15 protein-coding genes are annotated in these 18,151 nt (G+C 68.6%); 8 read left to right on the top strand and 7 right to left on the bottom strand.

All coding sequences use genetic code 11. The features are described from left to right. Positions 1–83 precede the first annotated feature (83 nt). Both WK25_RS03960 and WK25_RS03955 read right to left on the bottom strand, forming a co-directional pair. Positions 84–1,328 carry an NAD(P)/FAD-dependent oxidoreductase gene (locus WK25_RS03960; RefSeq protein WP_069241019.1) on the bottom strand — a complete coding sequence of 415 codons (1,245 nt, stop codon included), beginning with the start codon at positions 1,326–1,328 and terminating at the stop codon, positions 84–86. A gap of 78 nt (positions 1,329–1,406) precedes the next feature. Beyond that, positions 1,407–2,186, bottom strand: a complete 780-nt coding sequence (locus WK25_RS03955; RefSeq protein ID WP_040143535.1) for an ABC transporter substrate-binding protein — start codon at positions 2,184–2,186, stop codon at positions 1,407–1,409. Positions 2,187–2,558: 372 nt separating this feature from the next. On the opposite strand from WK25_RS03955, the gene WK25_RS03950 reads away from it, so the two are divergent. From WK25_RS03950 to WK25_RS03930, 5 genes are all read left to right on the top strand, one after another. Further along, the gene (locus WK25_RS03950) at positions 2,559–3,521 is read left to right on the top strand and encodes an ornithine cyclodeaminase family protein (protein WP_069241018.1); all 963 of its coding nucleotides are present in this window, start codon (positions 2,559–2,561) and stop codon (positions 3,519–3,521) included. Beyond that, complete coding sequence (locus WK25_RS03945; RefSeq protein ID WP_059543974.1) at positions 3,518–4,309, top strand: helix-turn-helix transcriptional regulator; 792 nt, start codon at positions 3,518–3,520, stop codon at positions 4,307–4,309. Before WK25_RS03950 ends, WK25_RS03945 begins: the two co-directional genes overlap by 4 nt. A gap of 186 nt (positions 4,310–4,495) precedes the next feature. Beyond that, complete coding sequence (locus WK25_RS03940) at positions 4,496–5,230, top strand: DsbA family oxidoreductase (protein WP_069241017.1); 735 nt, start codon at positions 4,496–4,498, stop codon at positions 5,228–5,230. A 121-nt stretch (positions 5,231–5,351) separates the two neighbouring features. After that, entirely contained in the window at positions 5,352–6,791 is a 1,440-nt protein-coding gene (locus tag WK25_RS03935) for a DHA2 family efflux MFS transporter permease subunit (protein ID WP_059543977.1), read from the top strand. 294 nt (positions 6,792–7,085) lie between these two features. After that, entirely contained in the window at positions 7,086–7,874 is a 789-nt protein-coding gene (locus WK25_RS03930; protein ID WP_040144888.1) for a sulfite exporter TauE/SafE family protein, read from the top strand. Between the two features lie 200 nt (positions 7,875–8,074). Here the strand turns inward: WK25_RS03930 and WK25_RS03925 are convergent, their stop codons facing one another. From WK25_RS03925 to WK25_RS03915, 3 genes are all read right to left on the bottom strand, one after another. Beyond that, complete coding sequence (locus WK25_RS03925; RefSeq protein ID WP_069241016.1) at positions 8,075–9,907, bottom strand: S10 family peptidase; 1,833 nt, start codon at positions 9,905–9,907, stop codon at positions 8,075–8,077. Between the two features lie 611 nt (positions 9,908–10,518). Further along, a complete protein-coding gene (locus tag WK25_RS03920; protein WP_069241015.1) occupies positions 10,519–12,609 on the bottom strand; it encodes a D-(-)-3-hydroxybutyrate oligomer hydrolase in 2,091 nt (696 codons plus the stop codon). Positions 12,610–12,856: 247 nt separating this feature from the next. Then, the gene (locus tag WK25_RS03915) at positions 12,857–13,222 is read right to left on the bottom strand and encodes a BON domain-containing protein (RefSeq protein ID WP_059543982.1); all 366 of its coding nucleotides are present in this window, start codon (positions 13,220–13,222) and stop codon (positions 12,857–12,859) included. A gap of 452 nt (positions 13,223–13,674) precedes the next feature. On the opposite strand from WK25_RS03915, the gene WK25_RS03910 reads away from it, so the two are divergent. The 3 genes from WK25_RS03910 (at position 13,675) to WK25_RS03900 (ending at position 16,868) form a co-directional block, all read left to right on the top strand. Beyond that, positions 13,675–15,120, top strand: a complete 1,446-nt coding sequence (locus WK25_RS03910) for a TAXI family TRAP transporter solute-binding subunit (RefSeq protein ID WP_069241014.1) — start codon at positions 13,675–13,677, stop codon at positions 15,118–15,120. Between the two features lie 93 nt (positions 15,121–15,213). Further along, a complete protein-coding gene (locus WK25_RS03905) occupies positions 15,214–15,852 on the top strand; it encodes a 2-hydroxychromene-2-carboxylate isomerase (RefSeq protein ID WP_069241013.1) in 639 nt (212 codons plus the stop codon). 68 nt (positions 15,853–15,920) lie between these two features. Beyond that, a complete protein-coding gene (locus WK25_RS03900; RefSeq protein ID WP_040143525.1) occupies positions 15,921–16,868 on the top strand; it encodes a LysR family transcriptional regulator in 948 nt (315 codons plus the stop codon). 43 nt (positions 16,869–16,911) lie between these two features. Here WK25_RS03900 and WK25_RS03895 read toward each other — a convergent pair whose 3' ends face one another. Both WK25_RS03895 and xdhC read right to left on the bottom strand, forming a co-directional pair. Next, positions 16,912–17,313 carry a polyketide cyclase gene (locus WK25_RS03895; RefSeq protein ID WP_069241012.1) on the bottom strand — a complete coding sequence of 134 codons (402 nt, stop codon included), beginning with the start codon at positions 17,311–17,313 and terminating at the stop codon, positions 16,912–16,914. Between the two features lie 97 nt (positions 17,314–17,410). Beyond that, positions 17,411–18,079 carry a xanthine dehydrogenase accessory protein XdhC gene (gene xdhC, locus WK25_RS03890; RefSeq protein ID WP_069241923.1) on the bottom strand — a complete coding sequence of 223 codons (669 nt, stop codon included), beginning with the start codon at positions 18,077–18,079 and terminating at the stop codon, positions 17,411–17,413. Positions 18,080–18,151: the final 72 nt, after the last annotated feature.

The raw sequence follows: 18,151 nt of genomic DNA, 5'->3' as shown, positions 1-18,151 counted from the left end.
CGTGCGGCTCAACTGATCGCGCAGACAGCAGAATGAAAAACTGTGACGGCCGCACACGCGGCGGCCGTCGTGCCGCGACGCGCTTAACCGAAACGCGCGGGCCGGTATGGGCGCGGATCGATATAGGTCGGCGCGCCGGTCATCATCTCGGCAAGCAGGCGTCCGGTCGCGGGCCCGAGCGTGAGACCGTGGTGGCAATGGCCGAACGCGAACCACAAGCCGCGATGACGCGGCGCCGGCCCGATCACCGGCCGCATGTCGGGCGTGCACGGCCTCATCCCCAGCCATGGCTGCGCATCGAGCCGCTCGCCGATGCCGAACGCGTCGCGCGCGAGCGGCTCGGCTCGCGCGAGCTGCACGCCTGTCGGCGGCGCGCCGCGCAATGCGATCTCGACGCCGGTCGTGAGCCGCAGGCGGCCGCCGTCCATCGGCGCGACGACGAAACCCGCTTCGGTATCGCACACGGGCACGTTCAGCGGCGCGCGGGTCGGCTGGTAGTGCATGTGATAACCGCGCTTCGCGCGCAGCGGAATCCGGTAGCCGAGAGGCGCGAACACGTGATCGGACCAGGGGCCGAGTGCGACTACCGCCGCGCCTGCCGAGATCGAGCCGTACTCCGTATCGACCTGCCAGCCGTCGCGCACCTGCGCGAGCGTCGTCGCGTCGCCGCGCACGAACGTGCCGCCGTCGCGCTCGAACAGCCGCGCGTACGCCTTCGTCAGCCCACCGGGGCTCGACACCGTCTTCGGATCCTGCCAATGGAATGCGCCGCAGAATGCGGCGCCGATGCCGGGCTCGCGCTCGCGCAACGCGCGCGCGTCGAGCACGCTCATCCGCAACCCGTGCGCGTCCGCCACCTGCCGCTGCGCGCGCGCTTCCGCGTCGAACAGCTCGGGAGAACGAAACGCCTCGATCCACCCGCCGTCGTGCACGAGCGGCTGCGCGTCGGTGCGCGCGAGCAGCGCGTCATGCTCGACGACGCTCGCCGCGACGAGCGGCAGCATGTCGCGTGCGGCGGCCGCGAGCCGCTGCGGCGACGATTCGCGCCAAAAGCGCGCAAGCCAGCCCGCATATGCAGGCAGCGCCTTGTAGTCCCAGTAGAGATCGACCGAGCGGTTGCGCGCATAGCGCAGCAGCGTGCCGAGCCGGCGCGGAAACGCATACGGCACGACCGACGAGCGCTCGATCAGCCCCGCATTGCCGTGGCTCGTTTCCTCGCCGGGCGCTCGCCGGTCGACGAGCGCGACGCGCAGCCCGCGATCCTGCAGATGCAGCGCCGACGACACGCCGACGATGCCGGCCCCCAGAACGATGACGTCGAAATCCATGCTTTTCCGTACCGCGTCGAGATTCGCTGCACGATGGGCAGCAATACGCGCCGGCGTCGCGGCCGGCGCGGGAACCGCTTACTTCGCGACGATGTCGCGCTTGAAGTACTTCTGCGACAGCGCGCTCAGCGTGCCGTCCTTCTTCAGCGCGTCGAGCGCGCCGACGATCTTCGCCTGCAGCGCCTTGTCGCCCTTGCGCAGCCCGAAGCCGGTGCCTTCGCCGAGCGTCGCCGGATCCTTCAGCGGCTCGCCGACGATCTGATAGTCGCGGCCGGCCGGCTTGTCGAGGAAACCCTCCTGCGCGGTCTGCGCCTCCTGAACGGCTGCGTCGAGACGGCCCGCGACGAGGTCGGCATAGATCTGGTCCTGATCCTGATAGGACACGACGTTCACGCCCGCATTCGCCCAGTGCGCCTTCAGGAAATCCTCCTGCGACGAACCCTGCAGCACGCCGACGTGCTTGCCGCGCAAGCTCGCGGCATCGGGCCGCAGCGGCGAACCGCGATGCGCGACCATCACGATCGGCACCACGTAGATCGGCGGCGTGAAATCGATGCTCTGCTTGCGCTTCGCGGTGATGTTCATCGCCGAGTTGATCGCGTCGAACTTGCGCGCCTGCAGTGCCGGGATCAACCCGTCGAACGCGTTTTCGACCCACACGCATTTCATGTTCAGCTTCGCGCATACGGCGTTGCCGACGTCGACGTCGAAACCCTGCAGCTGGCCGGCCGGCGTCTTGCTCTCGAACGGCGGGTATGCGGCTTCGATCCCGAAGCGCAACGTGGCCTGTTCCGCGTGGGCCGTAACGGCCGCGCACGCAAGCGCCGCAACGGCGCAGAGGGAAAGCTTCCAGTTCATGACGAATTCCTTCGATTCCTGATTGAGGCGATGAAGACCGGTCGCTCGGCGCCGGATCGGGATGCGGTCGTGCCGGACTGCGCGGCTGACGCAGGGCGACGCGCCGGTCCACCGCCAGAATATAGACTGTTAGTCTACTATGGACTATAGGGGATACGATAATCCCGTCTCGGACATTTCGCGGCAAAAGTGGCGGAATGCGCTACAACCCCATGATTCGTTGAGATTTTCTCCGCCAACAATGGTACATGAGCGTCCGCAAGAGAAAAATTTCCCCACTTCTTTCTGTCTATATTAGACTTTTATTCCATCACGAACATCGCTAGACACGCGCTTTCGAGACTGCGCGGTCCAGCCCGAACGGAGACATCCATGACGCAACTCGCCCCGACCCCGCCGTTGACCGTCGACGAAGCCGCGGTGCGCGCGGCACTCCCGTCGCTCGACGTGCTCGGCACGCTGCGCCGCATGTTCGCGTCGCTCGCGTCGGCCCGTGCGGTCCAGCCGCCGCAGACGCTGACGCCGTTCCCCGACCAGGCCGGCGATTTCATCACGTACCTCGGCGCGCTCGCCGACGAGCAGGTATTCGGCGCGAAACTGTCGCCGTACGTCGTGACGGGCGCCAAACCCATCGTTACCGCATGGACGGCGCTGATGTCGATGCGCACCGGCCAGCCTCTGATGTGGTGCGACGCCGGGCTGCTGACGGTCGAGCGCACGGCCGGCACGACGGCGCTCGCGGTCGACTGCCTCGCACCGCGCGACGCCCGCCGGCTCGCCGTGATCGGCACCGGCGCGGTCGGCCTTGCGCATCTGCGCCACGCCGCGCCATTGCGCGACTGGGCATCGATCAGCGTGCATTCGCCTGCGCTCGCCGGCGACCCGGCGCTGGTGGCGACACTGGCACGGCTCGATCCGCGCGCGCGTGCCGCCGCAAGCGTCGAAGCATGCGTGCGCGATGCGGACGTCGTGATGCTGTGCACGTCGTCGGGCACGCCGGTGCTCGCGGACGGCATGCTCACCCGCCCCGCGCTCGTCACGTCGATCAGCACCAACGTCGCGCGGGCACACGAGATTCCGCCCGCGTGGCTCCCCGACATGGACGTGTACTGCGACTACCGGCACACGACGCCCTCGAGCGCGGGCGAAATGCTGATCGCGGCGGCCGAGCACGGCTGGACGCCCGAGCGGATCGTCGGCGATTTGCCAGCGCTCGTCACCGGCACATGTCCGGCGCCGTCGCGCACGCGCCATGCGTTGTTCCGCTCGATCGGTCTCGGACTCGAGGACATCGCGATCGCGCACGCGCTGTACGAACATCTGACGCGCGCATGAGCGGCGCACGCATGCGGGGCCGATACAATGACGCAACCGCCGCGGCAGCGCGCGGGCGCACGAGCGAGCCGATCGCCGGTACGCCCATGCGCCGCGCAGACGCGCCGCCCGGCCCCCGCTCACCCGAGATGGCGATTCCGATGCGCAAGAAGCAATCCCCCGTCAAAGACCTGCTGCTCACCCGCTACGCACCGATCGCCGATGGCATCGCGGCGCTGTTCTTCCCGTATGCGGAAGTCGTGATCCACGACCTGCACGACCAGACGGTGCTGTACCTTGCGAACAACCTGTCGAAGCGCGAGATCGGCGACGACTCGGCGCTCGAGGAGATCGACCATTCGGCGCGCGAGCGCGTGATCGGCCCGTACGAGAAGCTGAACTGGGACGGCCGACGGATGCGCTGCGTGAGCAACGTGTTGTTCGACGACGACGGCCGTCCGGCCGGGATGATGTGCATCAACTTCAATATCGCGGTGTTCGACGACGTGCGCGCGACGCTCGACGTGTTCATCAAGGGCGCGGGAATCGTCGCGCAACCGGACGAATTGTTCCGCGACGACTGGCAGGAGCGCATCAACACGTTCCTGCACGGCTGGCTGCGCGAGCGGCAGGTAGGCCTGAACGGCCTCACGCGCGAACATCGGCGCGAGCTCGTCGAGGCGCTGTACGCGGAAGGCGCATTCCGCGGCAAGAGCGCTGCAAACTACGTCGCGAACGTGCTCGGGATGGGGCGCGCGACCGTCTACAAGCACCTGAAGCACCTGAAGGAAACGCAGGGCGACGCGTAACCGGCGCGTGCAGCCGTCGCCGGCTGCCGGTATCGGGTATCGGGTATCGGGTATCGGGTATCGGCGCCCATGTTTCGGTATTACGTTGCCGGTCGCCCCTTTGCGCGTCGTCCAGCCGACCGCCGCGATGTGTCGGAGCACAAAATGCTATAGTCTCGGTTACACTTTTTCGCTGCCGTACCGCCCATGACGACGCACCCCGCCCCCGCTACCCGCCAGACCCTGACCGTCGAGATCTGGTCCGACCTGATCTGCCCGTGGTGCTGGATCGGCAAACGCCGCTTCGACGATGCGCTCGCCGCGTTCGCACACGCGCAGCACGTCGACGTCGCGCTGCGCGCGTACCGGCTGATGCCTGGCCAGCCGGTCGAACCGGTCGAGGCAATGCTCGCGGACAAGTACCGGATGTCGGCCGCGCAAGTCGACCAGATGCTCCGGCAGGTGACGGACGCGGCCGCGAGCGTCGGGCTGCGCTACGACCTGCCCGGCACGCTCGTCGGCGACACACTCGATGCTCACCGCCTCGTGAAACTCGCGGAAGCGACCGGCCGCGCGCATGCGCTGACCGAGCGCCTCTATCGCGCGTATTTCTGCGAGCACGGGTCGCTGTTCGATCATGCCTCGTTGCTCGACTTCGCGGCGGAAGCCGGGCTCGAGCGCTCGGCCGCCGAAGCCGTGCTGCGCAGCGACGCGTACCGCGACGAAGTCGAAGCCGACATCGCGCGCGCCGCGCAGATCGGCGGACGCGGCGTGCCGCTGTTCGTGTTCGGCGGCCGCTATGCGGTGTCCGGCGCGCAGCAGGCCGACGTGTTCACGCAGGCGCTCGAGCAGGCGTGGCGCGACGGCGCGATCGTCGAACTCGCGGGCGACGATGCAGCCGCGTGCGGGCCCGACGGCTGCGAACTGCCGGCGCGCGGATAACGCCGGGCGCGCGAGCCGCGCCGCCGCTACGCGCCGCTGCTGCCACAAACCGGCAGGAAGCGTGCGCGGGCGACGTCTACAATGCAGCCTCTCAAATAACAATCGGAGAGAGGGCTGCCCCATGACCCACGGAATTCACGGCGAGAAGCGCTGGTACGCGCTGATCGTCCTCTGCCTCGGCGTGCTGATGATCGTGCTCGACAGCACGATCGTGAACGTCGCGCTGCCGTCGATCAGCACCGACCTCCATTTCACCGAAACCGCGCTGGTCTGGGTCGTCAACGCGTACCTGCTGACGTTCGGCGGCTGCCTGCTGCTCGGCGGCCGGCTCGGCGACCTGTATGGCCAGCGGCGCATGTTCCTCGCGGGGCTCGTCGTATTCACGCTCGCGTCGCTCGCCTGCGGTCTCGCGCAATCGCAGACGATGCTGATCGCGGCGCGCGCGGTGCAGGGCTTCGGCGGCGCAATCGTGTCGGCCGTGTCGCTGTCGCTCATCATGAACCTGTTCACCGAACCCGGCGAACGGGCGCGCGCGATGGGCGTCTACGGCTTCGTCTGCGCAGGCGGCGGGAGCATCGGCGTGCTGCTTGGCGGGCTGCTGACCAGCTCGCTGTCGTGGCACTGGATCTTTCTCGTCAACCTGCCGATCGGCATCGCGGTCTATGCAATGTGCGTTGCGCTGCTGCCGCGCATGCGCGCGCCTGTCGGCGCCGCACGGCTCGACGTCGTCGGCGCGGCGACCGTAACCGCGTCGCTGATGCTCGCCGTCTACGCGATCGTCGGCGGCAACGAGGCCGGCTGGCTGTCGACGCAGACCGTAGCATTGATCGGCGCGGCCGCCGCGCTGCTCGCGCTGTTCATCGCGATCGAGGCGCGCGTCGCCCATCCGCTGATGCCGCTCACGCTGTTCGGTGCGCGCAACGTCGCGCTCGCGAACGTGATCGGCGTGCTGTGGGCCGCCGCGATGTTCGCGTGGTTCTTCCTGTCTGCGCTGTACATGCAGCGCGTGCTCGGCTATGGGCCGCTGCAGGTCGGGCTCGCGTTCCTGCCGGCGAACCTGATCATGGCCGCGTTCTCGCTCGGGCTGTCCGCGCGGATCGTGATGCGCTTCGGGATTCGCGGCCCGATCGCGGCGGGCCTGCTGATCGCCGCGTGCGGCCTCGCGCTGTTCTCGCGCGCGCCCGCGGACGGCAGCTTCGTTTGGCACGTGCTGCCGGGCATGACGCTGCTCGGGATCGGCGCGGGCGTCGCGTTCAATCCGGTGCTGCTCGCGGCGATGAGCGACGTCGATCCGGCCGATTCGGGGCTTGCGTCGGGCATCGTCAACACCGCGTTCATGATGGGCGGCGCGCTCGGCCTCGCGGTGCTCGCGAGCCTCGCTGCGGCGCGCACCGACGCGCTCGCGGCAGCCCAGGCGGCGCCGCTCGACGCGCTGAACGGCGGCTATCACGCGGCGTTTGCGGTCGGCGCGGCATTCGCGGCCGCGGCGGGGCTGCTCGGACTCGCTCTGCGCATCCGCCGCCAGGACGCGGTGTCGGACGTCGGTCGCGCGATGCACTGACAGCCATCCGGCCTGCGCCGCGGGCGCGCACCGCCCTGTTTCGTTGCACCGGTTCTCGAACCGGTGGCGGCAACGCACGGACCGAACGCAGCCCGGCGTCGGCGCCCCACGCCGCGGCGCACGTTCAAACGCCCGTTTCACCGGCCGTCACGGTCGGCGACGCGGTCAGGCGGGCCGTCCGCGCCGATTTTTAACGTAGTCGTACGCCGAAGCGCCACTTTTGCGACAATGGCGGACTTTGATGCGCGCGCCGCGGGCGCGCGCCGCCGAACGCCGCATAACTGCCTGCTTCCGATGTCGCTTCCCCATATCGATCTGCTGTACTCGCTGTCCGGCCTGTTCGTCGGCGTTCTCGTCGGCCTGACGGGCGTCGGCGGCGGTTCGTTGATGACGCCGATCCTCGTGCTGCTGTTCGGCGTGCACCCCGCGACGGCGGTCGGCACCGACCTGCTGTACGCGGCCGCGACCAAAGCCACCGGCACGCTCGTGCACGGGCTGAAGGGGTCGATCGACTGGCGCATCACCGGCCGGCTCGCGGCCGGCAGCGTGCCGGCCGCGGCCGTGACGCTGTGGCTGCTGCACACGCACGGGATGAATTCGCCGGGCACCGCGCGGATGATCCAGCTGGTGCTCGGCGTCGCGCTGCTCCTCACGTCGCTCGCGCTGATCTTCCGTCCGCAACTCACCGCATTCGCCGCGCGCAACCCGCTCGTGCCGAGCCCCGCGCGCACGCTGTGGTCGACCGTGCTGACGGGCGCCGCCCTCGGCGTGCTCGTGTCGATGACGTCGGTCGGCGCCGGTGCGATCGGCGTCACGGTGCTGCTTCTGCTTTATCCGGCGCTCGCGACCACCCGCATCGTCGGCTCCGACATCGCGCACGCGGTGCCGCTTACCCTCGTCGCCGGCATGGGCCACTGGCTGCTCGGCTCGGTCGACTGGTCGATGCTGCTGTCGCTGCTGCTCGGCTCGCTGCCCGGCATCGTCGTCGGCAGCCTGCTGTCGGCGCGTGCGCCGGAGCGGCTGCTGCGCAACCTGCTCGCGGCGACGCTGGTCGCGGTCGGCGTGCGGCTCGTGCTCGCTTAGGCGCGGCGACGCAGCGCGCGGAACCCGCCGCTGCGCGCATAGCGATCCTCCACGGCAACGGCTCGCGCGCCCGGCGCGCGACCATTCGCCCGAAAAAACAGCCCGCCCGGCTCACACCGGCCGGGCTGTCGTCCATCCGTCGCACCGCGAACCCGCGCCGCCCGGTGCGAAGCCGGGCCGCACGAGTCGCGGCGCGACGCTTACTGCCCCTGCTGCTTCAGCTGCTGCTTCATCTGCAGCGTGCGCGCCTGCAGCTTCAGCACGCGCTGCAGCGCGGTACGGTTCGCGAGGATGCCGTCATAGAAGCTGGCGAGATCGCCCTTCAACGCGGTCCGCGACGCGTCGTTCAGGTAGATCATGTGGCCCGACGGATAGTTCTTGATCGTCAGGTTCTGCGCCTTGAGCGTCGGATCGAGCGGCATCTGCGCGAGCGTCAGCTCGGTCTGGTGGAACGGCGTGACCGCATCGAAATACCCGTTCGCCGACAGCACCTTCAGGTCCGGGTTCACGCTCATCGTCGCCGCGAGGTCGCCCGCCGTGTACAGCGTATTGCCGCCGCCCTTGTTCGCGCCGGTCGGGTCCGTGTGGCTGAAGTCCCAGTTGTTGAAGACCTGGTCGTTCAGGTCCACGAACGACGACGTCGACGTGTACTTGAGGTCGGTGTTGATGTAGCTGTTCCACAGCACCGTGTACGCGCCGCCGACATTCGTGATCGACGGATCGTTGCTGCCGGAGTTCGGCAGGATGTACGGCGCGATCCCCTTGCCCGTGAAGTTCGCTCGCCCGTCGTACTGGCCGATCTGCGTGCCGGGCACGAGCGTCAGGAAGAACGTGTACGGCGGGTTGTCGTCCGACGACGGCACGTTGCCGAGTGCGGCCGGGTTGCCGAAGGTCTGGATCAGCGACGTCGGGTCCGTGCCGATGTACGAACCCATCTGCTGCGCGGTCTGCAGGTTCAGGTTCAGCCGGACGTTCACGAAGCCGCCGTCCTGCGGATTCGGCTTCTGCGCGAGCGGCGCGAGCGTGTTGTCCGCGTAGTTGCGCGCCTGGACCATGTACGCGTCGAGATCGGTCGGCGCCGGGTTCAGCGTCGTCTTCTTCCAGTAGAACGCGTCGGCGGCGAGCGTCGGGAACGTGCCCGGCGCGGACAGCGCGTTCGCATAATCGAGGATCGACGACTGCAGCGTGATCCCGTTCAGGTCGATGCCGTCCTCGTGCAGCACCCACGACACGACCGCGCTGCGCGCCGTGCCGTACGACTCGCCATACAGGAACTTCGGCGAATTCCAGCGCGAGTACTTGGTCAGGTAGCGCTGAATGAAGCGGTCGATCGAGCGCGCATCCTGGTCGGTGCCCCAGAAATCCTTGTTCTTCGCCGGGGCGATCGCCGCCGAATAACCGGTGCCGACCGGATTGATGAACACGAGGTCGGTACGGTCGAGCAGGCTGTCGGGGTTGTCGAGCAGCTTGTACGGGGCCGGCGGCGTGAAGTTCGGGAACGACGACTGCAGGCGCTTCGGCCCGTACGAGCCGAGCAGAAGATAGACGGACGACGAGCCGGGGCCGCCGTTGTAGAAGAACGTGACCGGGCGCGGCTTCGACGGATCCGGATTGTCCTGCGTGTACGCGACGTAGAACATTTTCGCGTTCGGCGCCGACGTGATCGGGTCGATGGTGGTCAGGTGGCCGGTCGTGGCCGTGTACTTGACGGTCTTGCCGCCGATCGTGACCTGGCGGTGCACGACCGCAGCGCCTTCGGTCGAATCGGTGACCGCATCGTCCGGGCCGGTGCCGTACACGTCGGTGTCGACGTACGGCTGGTCCGCAGGGGCTGCGGCAGTGGCGTCGGCGCTGGCCGACGTGCTGCCGTTCGACGCCGTCGCGGCCGCCGCGGTGGCGGCGGTCGGGCCCGAGCCGTCGTCGCCGCCGCAACCGGTGACGAGCAGCGCCGCGGCCGCGGCTGCGGCGAGCGGCACGCTCAGTGTCGTTGCAAATAGCGCGAAACCGTCTTTCAAGGACTTCAGTGTCGTCATTATTGCCTCTCGAACAGAACGATAAATACCGCCGGCCGCAAAGGATCGTTTGCGCCGACGCTCGGCACCGGAATGCATTCGTTTTGCGATGCACACCGAGTTTTTTACCGGCCCGGCAAATACCGACCGGCATGATTTACCCCCACCCGTATTTCGCGACTGCGCGCTGGAATCAATTCCACCGCGAACGACAATTCGATAATGCCCGGTTGAGCGAACAACGGCGCCTGACCTGAATCGACGGAATTGCGGGCAACAGCTCGCCCAGCAAAGCCCGCCGGTCAAGGCGTCTTCACTTTCGGAAGACGAACGATTCCCCTCGACGAGACGCCGATTAATCGCGAAATGGCGATAAACCGTGGCTCGCGCCGATTTAATAAAATCGAAAGGATCGATTAACTATATGGAAAGAAAATATGGTCTGTCCGGTAATTTATTAAATTAAGTGAAAATACCGGCGCATAATAAATTCCGGATTTTTCGCCGTAAAGTAACAATTTGTTACGGCGCGTGCCATTCCGATAAAAAGCGCCGGGGAACCGATTCCGGACGCGAAAAAGAAAAAAGCCGGACGACTGTCCGGCTTCGGGCCTGCGACGCAACGCGCGCCGTCAGAGCGGCACGTCGATCGCACCGGCGCCCGCCGTGATCGCGTTCGCGCCCGGCGCGGTTACGATCGGCGGCAGGTTCGCGCTCGTCAGCGCGGGTGCGGCGCCCGGCGTGCCGCCGCGCGGCACCGTGCGGATCACCTGCGACGGCGGCAGCGGCGCACCGCTCTTCAGGTGCCGCCACATCAGGTTCAGCGCCTGCAGGTCGTAGTAGTGGACCGGCACGAAGCGCGTGTCGAACCCGGCGACCGGGAGGAATGCATCGAAGTGCTGCCCGTTCGTTACCTCGTAGAACACGAGCTGGCTGCGGGCGCCTTCGCTGATGCTGTTCTGCGCGACGTATGCGCGCGATGCATGGTTCACCGGCACGAGCGCGTCGCTGCGGCCCTGCACGATGATCGCTGGCTTGCCCTGCAGGTTCGCGTTCACGCGTACCGCGTCGACGTTCGCCGGCATGTCGAGCATCCCGTTGGTCCACAGCTGCCGCAGGCACAGCGCGCCCGCGAAGCTCGCATCGGGTGTGGCGAGCCGATGATCGACGCCCGCGCCGGTGTTGAACACCAGATTGATGCCGGCAGTCGGCGGTACGCCGTTGCCGAGCCCGAACACGGCCGGCATCGGCGACGCGGCCGGCGCCGCGACCGCGCCGGTCGCCGCCGTGGTCGTCGCGAAACTGAAATTGCACAGGTTGTCGGTCGCGCGCGAGCGCGTGTACGCGTTCGCATAGGTGACCGCGATCGCCGGAATCGCCTGCGAATCCCACATCGACGCGTGCAGCAGATCGGAATCGGCAAGATAGCCGGCCGCATGCAGCTGAGCGAGCGCGTCGGCGGCCTGGCTCGGCGTATCGGCGCCGGACACGAGGCCCGCCGCCGCGAGCGTCGCGCAGCGCTGCGCGCGGATCGACTGGGTGGTCGCCAGCGGCAGGCCGCTCAGGTATGGCTCCCCGGCGAGCGACGCCGACGCGGCCGCGCACGGCTGCAGCAGGTTCGCGAGCGTCGCGTAGTCGGCAAGCGGCCGCCCGAACGACGGCACCGGCTGGCCACCCTCGCGCACGACCGCGTTCGGCGCCATCCGCACGTTGATCTGCGGCTCGCCGACGACGACCGCGGTGATCCAGCGGCGCGTGTCCTGCTCGGCCGCCGCGAGCGCCGCACCGCCGCCGTTGCTGACGGAAGCGGCGATCGTCGTGATGTCGCCCGGGCGATAGCGCACGCCGTGATGCGACCCGTCGAGCGGCGGGCCGAACTGTTCGTTGAGCGCCCAGTACGCGAACTCGACGGCCTGCAGCGTCGCACGGCCCCAGTCCTGCTCGGGATTTTGCTGCGAATGCGCATGCTTGAACGCATAGCGGTTCGGAAAGCGATTGTTGTACGCGGCCAGGTCGCCGCTCGTCACGTTGGCGGTGAAGAGGCTGGCGCTGCCGGCCAGCACCGCGTCGGCGAGCGTGCCGTCGATCAGCGTGATCGTGTCGGAACCGAGCTCGTGCGCACCGTTTCCGCCGCCCTTGTCGTTATACGCGACCGCGCAGCCGCGCTTGAGGCCCCACTCGCCGGCCGCCGAAATCGCGCCGTACACGCCGCGCGAACCCGACGACGTCGCGGTGACGATGCACGGCTGCGCGGGATCGAAGCTCGCGGGCACCTGTACGAGCAGCGTCACGTTCTTGCGGCCGCTGCCGTCGTCGGAATACGCGAGATATTCAGTGCCGCGGATCTTGCCTTCGCCGAGCGTGTCGTTGCCGTCGACGTCGACGTTCGGCCCCCAGAAACGGCCATAACCGCCGTTCGCGCTCATGTCGACGAGCGCGCGGTAATTCGACCAGATCGCGACACGCCGCAGCTCGGCGCTCGTCGGCCGGGCCGGATTCGCGAATGCCGGCGCGGTGGCGGCGGCGAGACCGGTCTTGCCGAGGCCGGCCGTCAGCAGGTCGTCGCTGGTGCCGTCATAGGCGGTCGTACGCACACTGCCCGCCACGAAGCCGGGCAGCCTGTTGCGTTCGGCCGACTCGTCGCCGTTGCAGGCGCCGAGCAACGCGAGCGCGGCCAGCGTCGCGCCGACAAGAATCCGACTGCCCCACCCGTGCGTCGTCATTGTCGCCTCTCGATATGGATGTCGTTATCAGCCCGCCGCCGTGTCGTGCGCGGCGCGTGTCGTCTGAAGAAAACGCCGGGGCGACCCGGCTTTTGCGCCCCGGACAACGTGCTCCCGGGCCGCGCTCTCGCGAAGCATGGCGGGCAACGGCAGGCCCGGCCCGTCGTCTGAAGCGCAAACGGGCCCCGGCATGCCGGGGCCCGCGTGGAAGCGGACGCACGCGGCGCTCGCGCGCCGCCGCCCGGCATTACTGCTGCTGCACCGTCAGCTTGTTCGTGACGGACGTGACGCCGTTCACGCTCTTCGCTGCTTCTTCTGCCTTGTCGATCTGTGCCTGATCGGGCACCGTACCCTCCAGCGAGATCGCGCCGCCCTTCGAACGCACGACGATATTCGACACGTCGATGCCGCCTGCCTTCGTAATGGCCTTGCGCACCGCGTAGCCAAGCTTGCGGTTGGCCTTCTTCGCGGTCTTGGCCGCGGCCTTCGGCGAACTCGCCGCCGCGGCCGGCGCTTCGGTGCCCGCCGCGTCGCTCGACTGCGCATACACGCTACCCGTCAGACAGGCCGCCACGGCTGCAACACCCAACGCTCTCAACACGATCGACTTCATGCTATCTCCTTGTGACTTCGGAACGGCCGTGCACAGTACGGCCGGATACCCCCAAAGGCAGCCGGCCCGCGCGCGAACGGGCGGGACGGCCGATGATTTCCACGGCGATGCGAGAGAGGCGATACGGGCCGGCAGCCGGCGCACGCGAATGCGGGCCGGCCGGGCCGGGCAGCCGCCGGCCGGACGCGCCCGGTCTCATTGCGTGCCGGGTCGCGCGCGAATCGGGCGCGGCTGCGTCGCACAATGTAATCCAGTGCCCGCCGAAGCGCAAAGCTTTTGACGCGCAGCCCGCCGGCGCGGGTCGGCGGGGCGCCAGGGCGCGCGGCCCGCCACGCCCGCCGACTCGCGCACGCGATGCGAAACCGGGTACCATCGCCGCCAGAACACGCAGTGCGTGCATCGCCCGAAACGGCCGTCATCGGCGCGTCACGCCCGCATCATCGACCGATTCCATGAAGCCAGCCAGCCGCCGCCCGCCCCGCCGCATCCTCGCCCGCTTCGTCGCGGTGTCGTGGCGCGACCTCGCACTGTCGATCGGCCCGACCGTGCTGGTCGCGGCCGCGGCGGTCTGGCTCGCGGTCAGGCTGATCCAGCCGGCGCCGCCGTCCACGCTCGTGATCTCGTCCGGGCCGCCCGGCAGCACGTACTGGAACGCCGCGCAGAAATACAAGGCGATCCTCGCGAAGAACGGCGTCACGCTCGACGTCGAGTCGTCGGAAGGTTCAGCGCAAAACCTCGCGCGGTTGTCGAACCCGAATGCGCCGGTCGACGTCGGCTTCGTGCAGAGCGGCATCGGCCCGAAGGAGCGCGACGAACATCTGGTGTCCCTCGGCAGCATCGGCTACGTGCCGCTCGCGATCATGTACCGCGGGCCGGTCGTCGCACGCCTGTCCGACTTCAAGGGCAAGCGGCTCGCGCTCGGCGCGCAGGGCAGCGGCGCCCGCGAACTGAGCCTCGCGCTGCTGAAGATGAACGGCATCGAGCCGGGCGGCTCCACCGAATTGCTGCCGACCGCCGGCGAGGATGCCGCGGCCGCGCTGCTCGACGGCAAGATCGATGCCGCATTCCTGTCCGGCGATTCGACGCAGATTCCGGTGATGGCGAAGCTGTTCCGTGCACCCGGCGTGCACGTGTACTCGTTCACGCAGGCCGAAGCGTATGCGCGGCGCTTTCCGTACCTGACCGCGATCACGCTGCCGATGGGCGTCTACGATCTCGGCCGCAACCTGCCGCCCGCCGACATCCATACGGTCGCGCCGACGATTGAGCTCGTCGCGCGCGATTCGCTGCATCCCGCGCTGTCCGACCTGCTGATCGAGGCCGCACGCGAAGTGCACGGCCATGCGACGATCCTGCAGCACGCGGGCGAATTCCCGTCGGCCGTCACGCGCGGCTTCCCGCTGTCCGACGACGCCGCACGCTATTACAAGTCCGGCAAGACGTTCCTGTACCGGCGACTGCCGTTCTGGGTCGCGAGCCTCGTCGACCGGCTGCTCGTCGTGGTCGTGCCGTTGATCGTCGTGCTGATCCCCGGGCTGCGGCTCGTGCCGTCGCTGTACGGCTGGCGCGTGCGCTCGCGCATCTACCGCTGGTACGGCGCACTGATCGCACTCGAGCGCCGCGCGCTCGGCGAGCATACGGCCGACGAGCGCGTCCGGCTGCTCAACGAGCTCGACGACATCGAGGAAGCCGTGAACCGGATGAAGATGCCGCTCGCGTATGCGGGTCAGTTCTACGTGCTGCGCGAGCACATCGGCTTCGTGCGCGAGCGGCTCACCGCACACGAGTACGATGCGCAGCCCGGCACGCCGGATGCCGGCGCGAGCGCGGCGCCGCGCGACGAAGGCGGCGGCGCACCGGCCGGCGAGCCCCCTCGGGCGACTCCCGGTTCCGCGTGAGCGTCCGATCCGCGATCATTGCTGCATCTAGGCGCCGCCGCGTAACATGAAGGCCGCCGCGAGGCGCGCACGCCCCACCCTCTGGAGATCGCCATGACAACCGGCCTCGACACTACCCAGCCCGCCTGGTTCTTCGACTTCGTGTCGCCGTTCTCCTATCTGCTGCTCGAACAGCACGACAAATGGCCGGATGTGCCGTTCGAACCCGTGCCTGTGTCGCTGCCCGATCTGCAGCGCCACTGGGGCCAGCGGCCGAGCGCCGACGTGCCGTCCAAGCGCGTGTTCACGTATCGCCACGCGCTGTTTCGCGCGGAGCAGCTCGGCATTCGCTTCAAGATGCCGCCCGCGCATCCGTTCGATTCGGACAAGGTGCTGCGTCTTGCGATCGCCGTGCGCGCCGACATCGCGACCGTGCTCGAAATGTTCCGCTTCATCTGGCACGACGGCAACGATCCGTCGACGCCGGACGGCTTCGCGGCATTGTGCGAGCGCGTCGGCGTCGGGCACGGCGACGAGCTGATCGAATTCGAGGAAACGAGCGCGCAGTTGCGCCGCAACACCGACGATGCGATCGCGCTCGGCGTGTTCGGCGTGCCGACGTTCTGGATGAACAAGCAGCTGTTCTGGGGCGAGGACGCGCTGCCGATGGTCCTGTATTGCGCACGCACGCCGAACTGGCTCGAATCGGGCGAAGTCAAGCGGATCAGCGCGCTGCCGAAGGGGCGCGCGTGATGGCCGGTATCACGCACGGGAACGCGCGGCTGCGGTAAGGTTACGCTTCACCGAATCCGCCCGCCCCGATGGAAGACGACGACCGCACCGCCTCGCTCGATATCTGGCTCGTGCGCGTATTGCGCACGCTGCTGCTCGAGCGCAGCGTCACGCAAACCGCGCTGCGGCTGAACCAGACGCAGCCGGCGATCAGCACCGCGCTGCGCAAGCTGCGCGAAACGCTTAACGACCCGATTCTCGTGCGCGGCAAATCCGGGATGGTACCGACCGAGTACGGCGCGTCACTGCTCGGCGCGGCGTCGCGCGCGCTGCGCGAGGTCGACTTCATCGCGACGCCGCACGGCGACTTCGATCCGTCGTCCGCGCGTCGCACGTTCCGCGTCGCGGCGCCCGATTACCTGAACGATTTCTTCATGCCGACGCTGATCGAGCGCTTTCGCGACGCGGCGCCGCATGCGCATCTCGAAATCGACTCGCTGAACCCTGCGCTCGATCACGCGGACGCGCTCGAATCCGGCGCGCTCGATCTCGTGATCGGCAACTGGCCGAAGCCCGATCCGCGCTTCGCGCGCCAGGATCTGTTCTCCGACACGATCGTGTGCCTGATGCGCGACGCGCATCCGCTCGCACGCGAACCGCTCACCCGCGAAGCGTACGCGGCGGCCGCGCACGTCGCGCCCACGCCTTACACCGGCGACAAGCGCAATGCGATCGAGATCGGTCTCTCTCGTGCGCGGCTCACGCGGCGGATCGTGACGACGCTGCCGTACTTCGGCATCGTGCCGCAGGTGCTGTTGCAGTCCGACCTGATCTTCACGACGACGCGCCGCTTCGCGACACACTATGCGCAGCTGCTGCCGCTCGTCGTCGTCACGCCGCCGGTGCCGTTTCCGCGGATCAAGAGTTATTTGCTCACGCACCCGCAGCCCGATCGCCCGACCGACATCGCGTGGCTGTGTGCGCTGATGCAGAGCGTGTCCGATGAACTGACGGCCGCGCGCGGGCGCAAGCGCTGAAGCGGCGCGGGACGCGTCGCGCGCGATTGCGCAACGCGGCCGGTCAGGCCGTGCAGAACGTTTCCTGAAGATGGGTCCAGCGCACGATGCCTGCCGCGTCGCGCTCAAACACGGCCGTCGCGCGCCGCGCGGGCAATTCGCCGGATGCCGCCTGCTGCGCTTCGACGTAGGTGAGCGTCGCATCCGACGCGTCGGCCGCGAGCACGCGGACGTCCGACAATGCGATCCGCAACCCCGGCTTCGCGCCGCCGAGCTGCACGAACAGCGCGCGCAGACCATCACGGTCAAGCAGGCGGCCGTCGGTCAGGATCATCGTGAAACCGGTGGAGAAAGACGCGAGCAGCGCGTCGAGCGCCGCAGGTGCGGTATCAGCGCCGGACAGCCAGCGCTCGATGGCGGCGACGCTCGCATCGAGTGCGTCGAGATAGAGCTTGTGATCGGACATGGAACGCGCACGAAAAACGCACGGCCCGATGCCGCGCGATCCGTGCAGTGTAGGCAAAAACGCTCGGACGTGCGCCGCGCGTGGCGGCCGCGCGTCGTTATCGCGCGCAGCCGGCGGCGTCGCGCACGTGCCCGGCCGCCGCCGCCTTCGCATCGGCCACCGGCATTCCCGAGCGGGCCTGCAGCAGTTCCGCGCAGACGGCCACCGCGATCGCACCCGGCGCCTTGTCGACGATGCCCGCGATGCCGATCGGACACACCATCTGCGCAAGCCGCGCCGGCTCGACGCCGCGCGCCGCGAGGCGGCGTTCGAATTTCACGCGCTTGGTGCGCGAGCCAATCATCCCGAAGTACGCGAAATCGCGCCGCCGCATGATCTGCGCGGCGAGCGAGAAATCGAGCGCGTGGTTGTGCGTCATCACCAGGAAGTACGCGCCCGGAGGCGCCGCGTCGACGACCGACTCCGGCGTGTCGGTCGGCTCCGGCTGCACGTTCGGCGGACATTCGTCCGGAAACAACTCGTCGCGCGTGTCGACCCACTGCACGACGCACGGCAATGCGCCGAGCAACGCGACGAGCGCATGACCGACGTGCCCCGCGCCGAACAGCACGATGTGCATCGGCGGCGGCGCTGCGGTTGCGCGGTTGCGCCGGCCGGTGCCCGGCGCGAACGGCTGCAGCGGCGACGCCGGACTGCCGCACGCGCCGTCGCATCCTGCCGCGGACACCTGCGCCATGCTGCGCGGGGAACGAGCGGGGCCGTTCATGGCAGCCTCCGCCGCACCGGCGCGGCGACGCTGACCGGCCGCTTGCGGCCGGCGCACGAAGCGAATGCGAAG

Source organism: Burkholderia latens (assembly GCF_001718795.1).
GTDB classification, from domain to species: domain Bacteria; phylum Pseudomonadota; class Gammaproteobacteria; order Burkholderiales; family Burkholderiaceae; genus Burkholderia; species Burkholderia latens_A.
The sequence above is the reverse complement of the archived record's forward strand: the minus strand, read 5'-3'. Positions and strand labels throughout refer to the sequence as shown.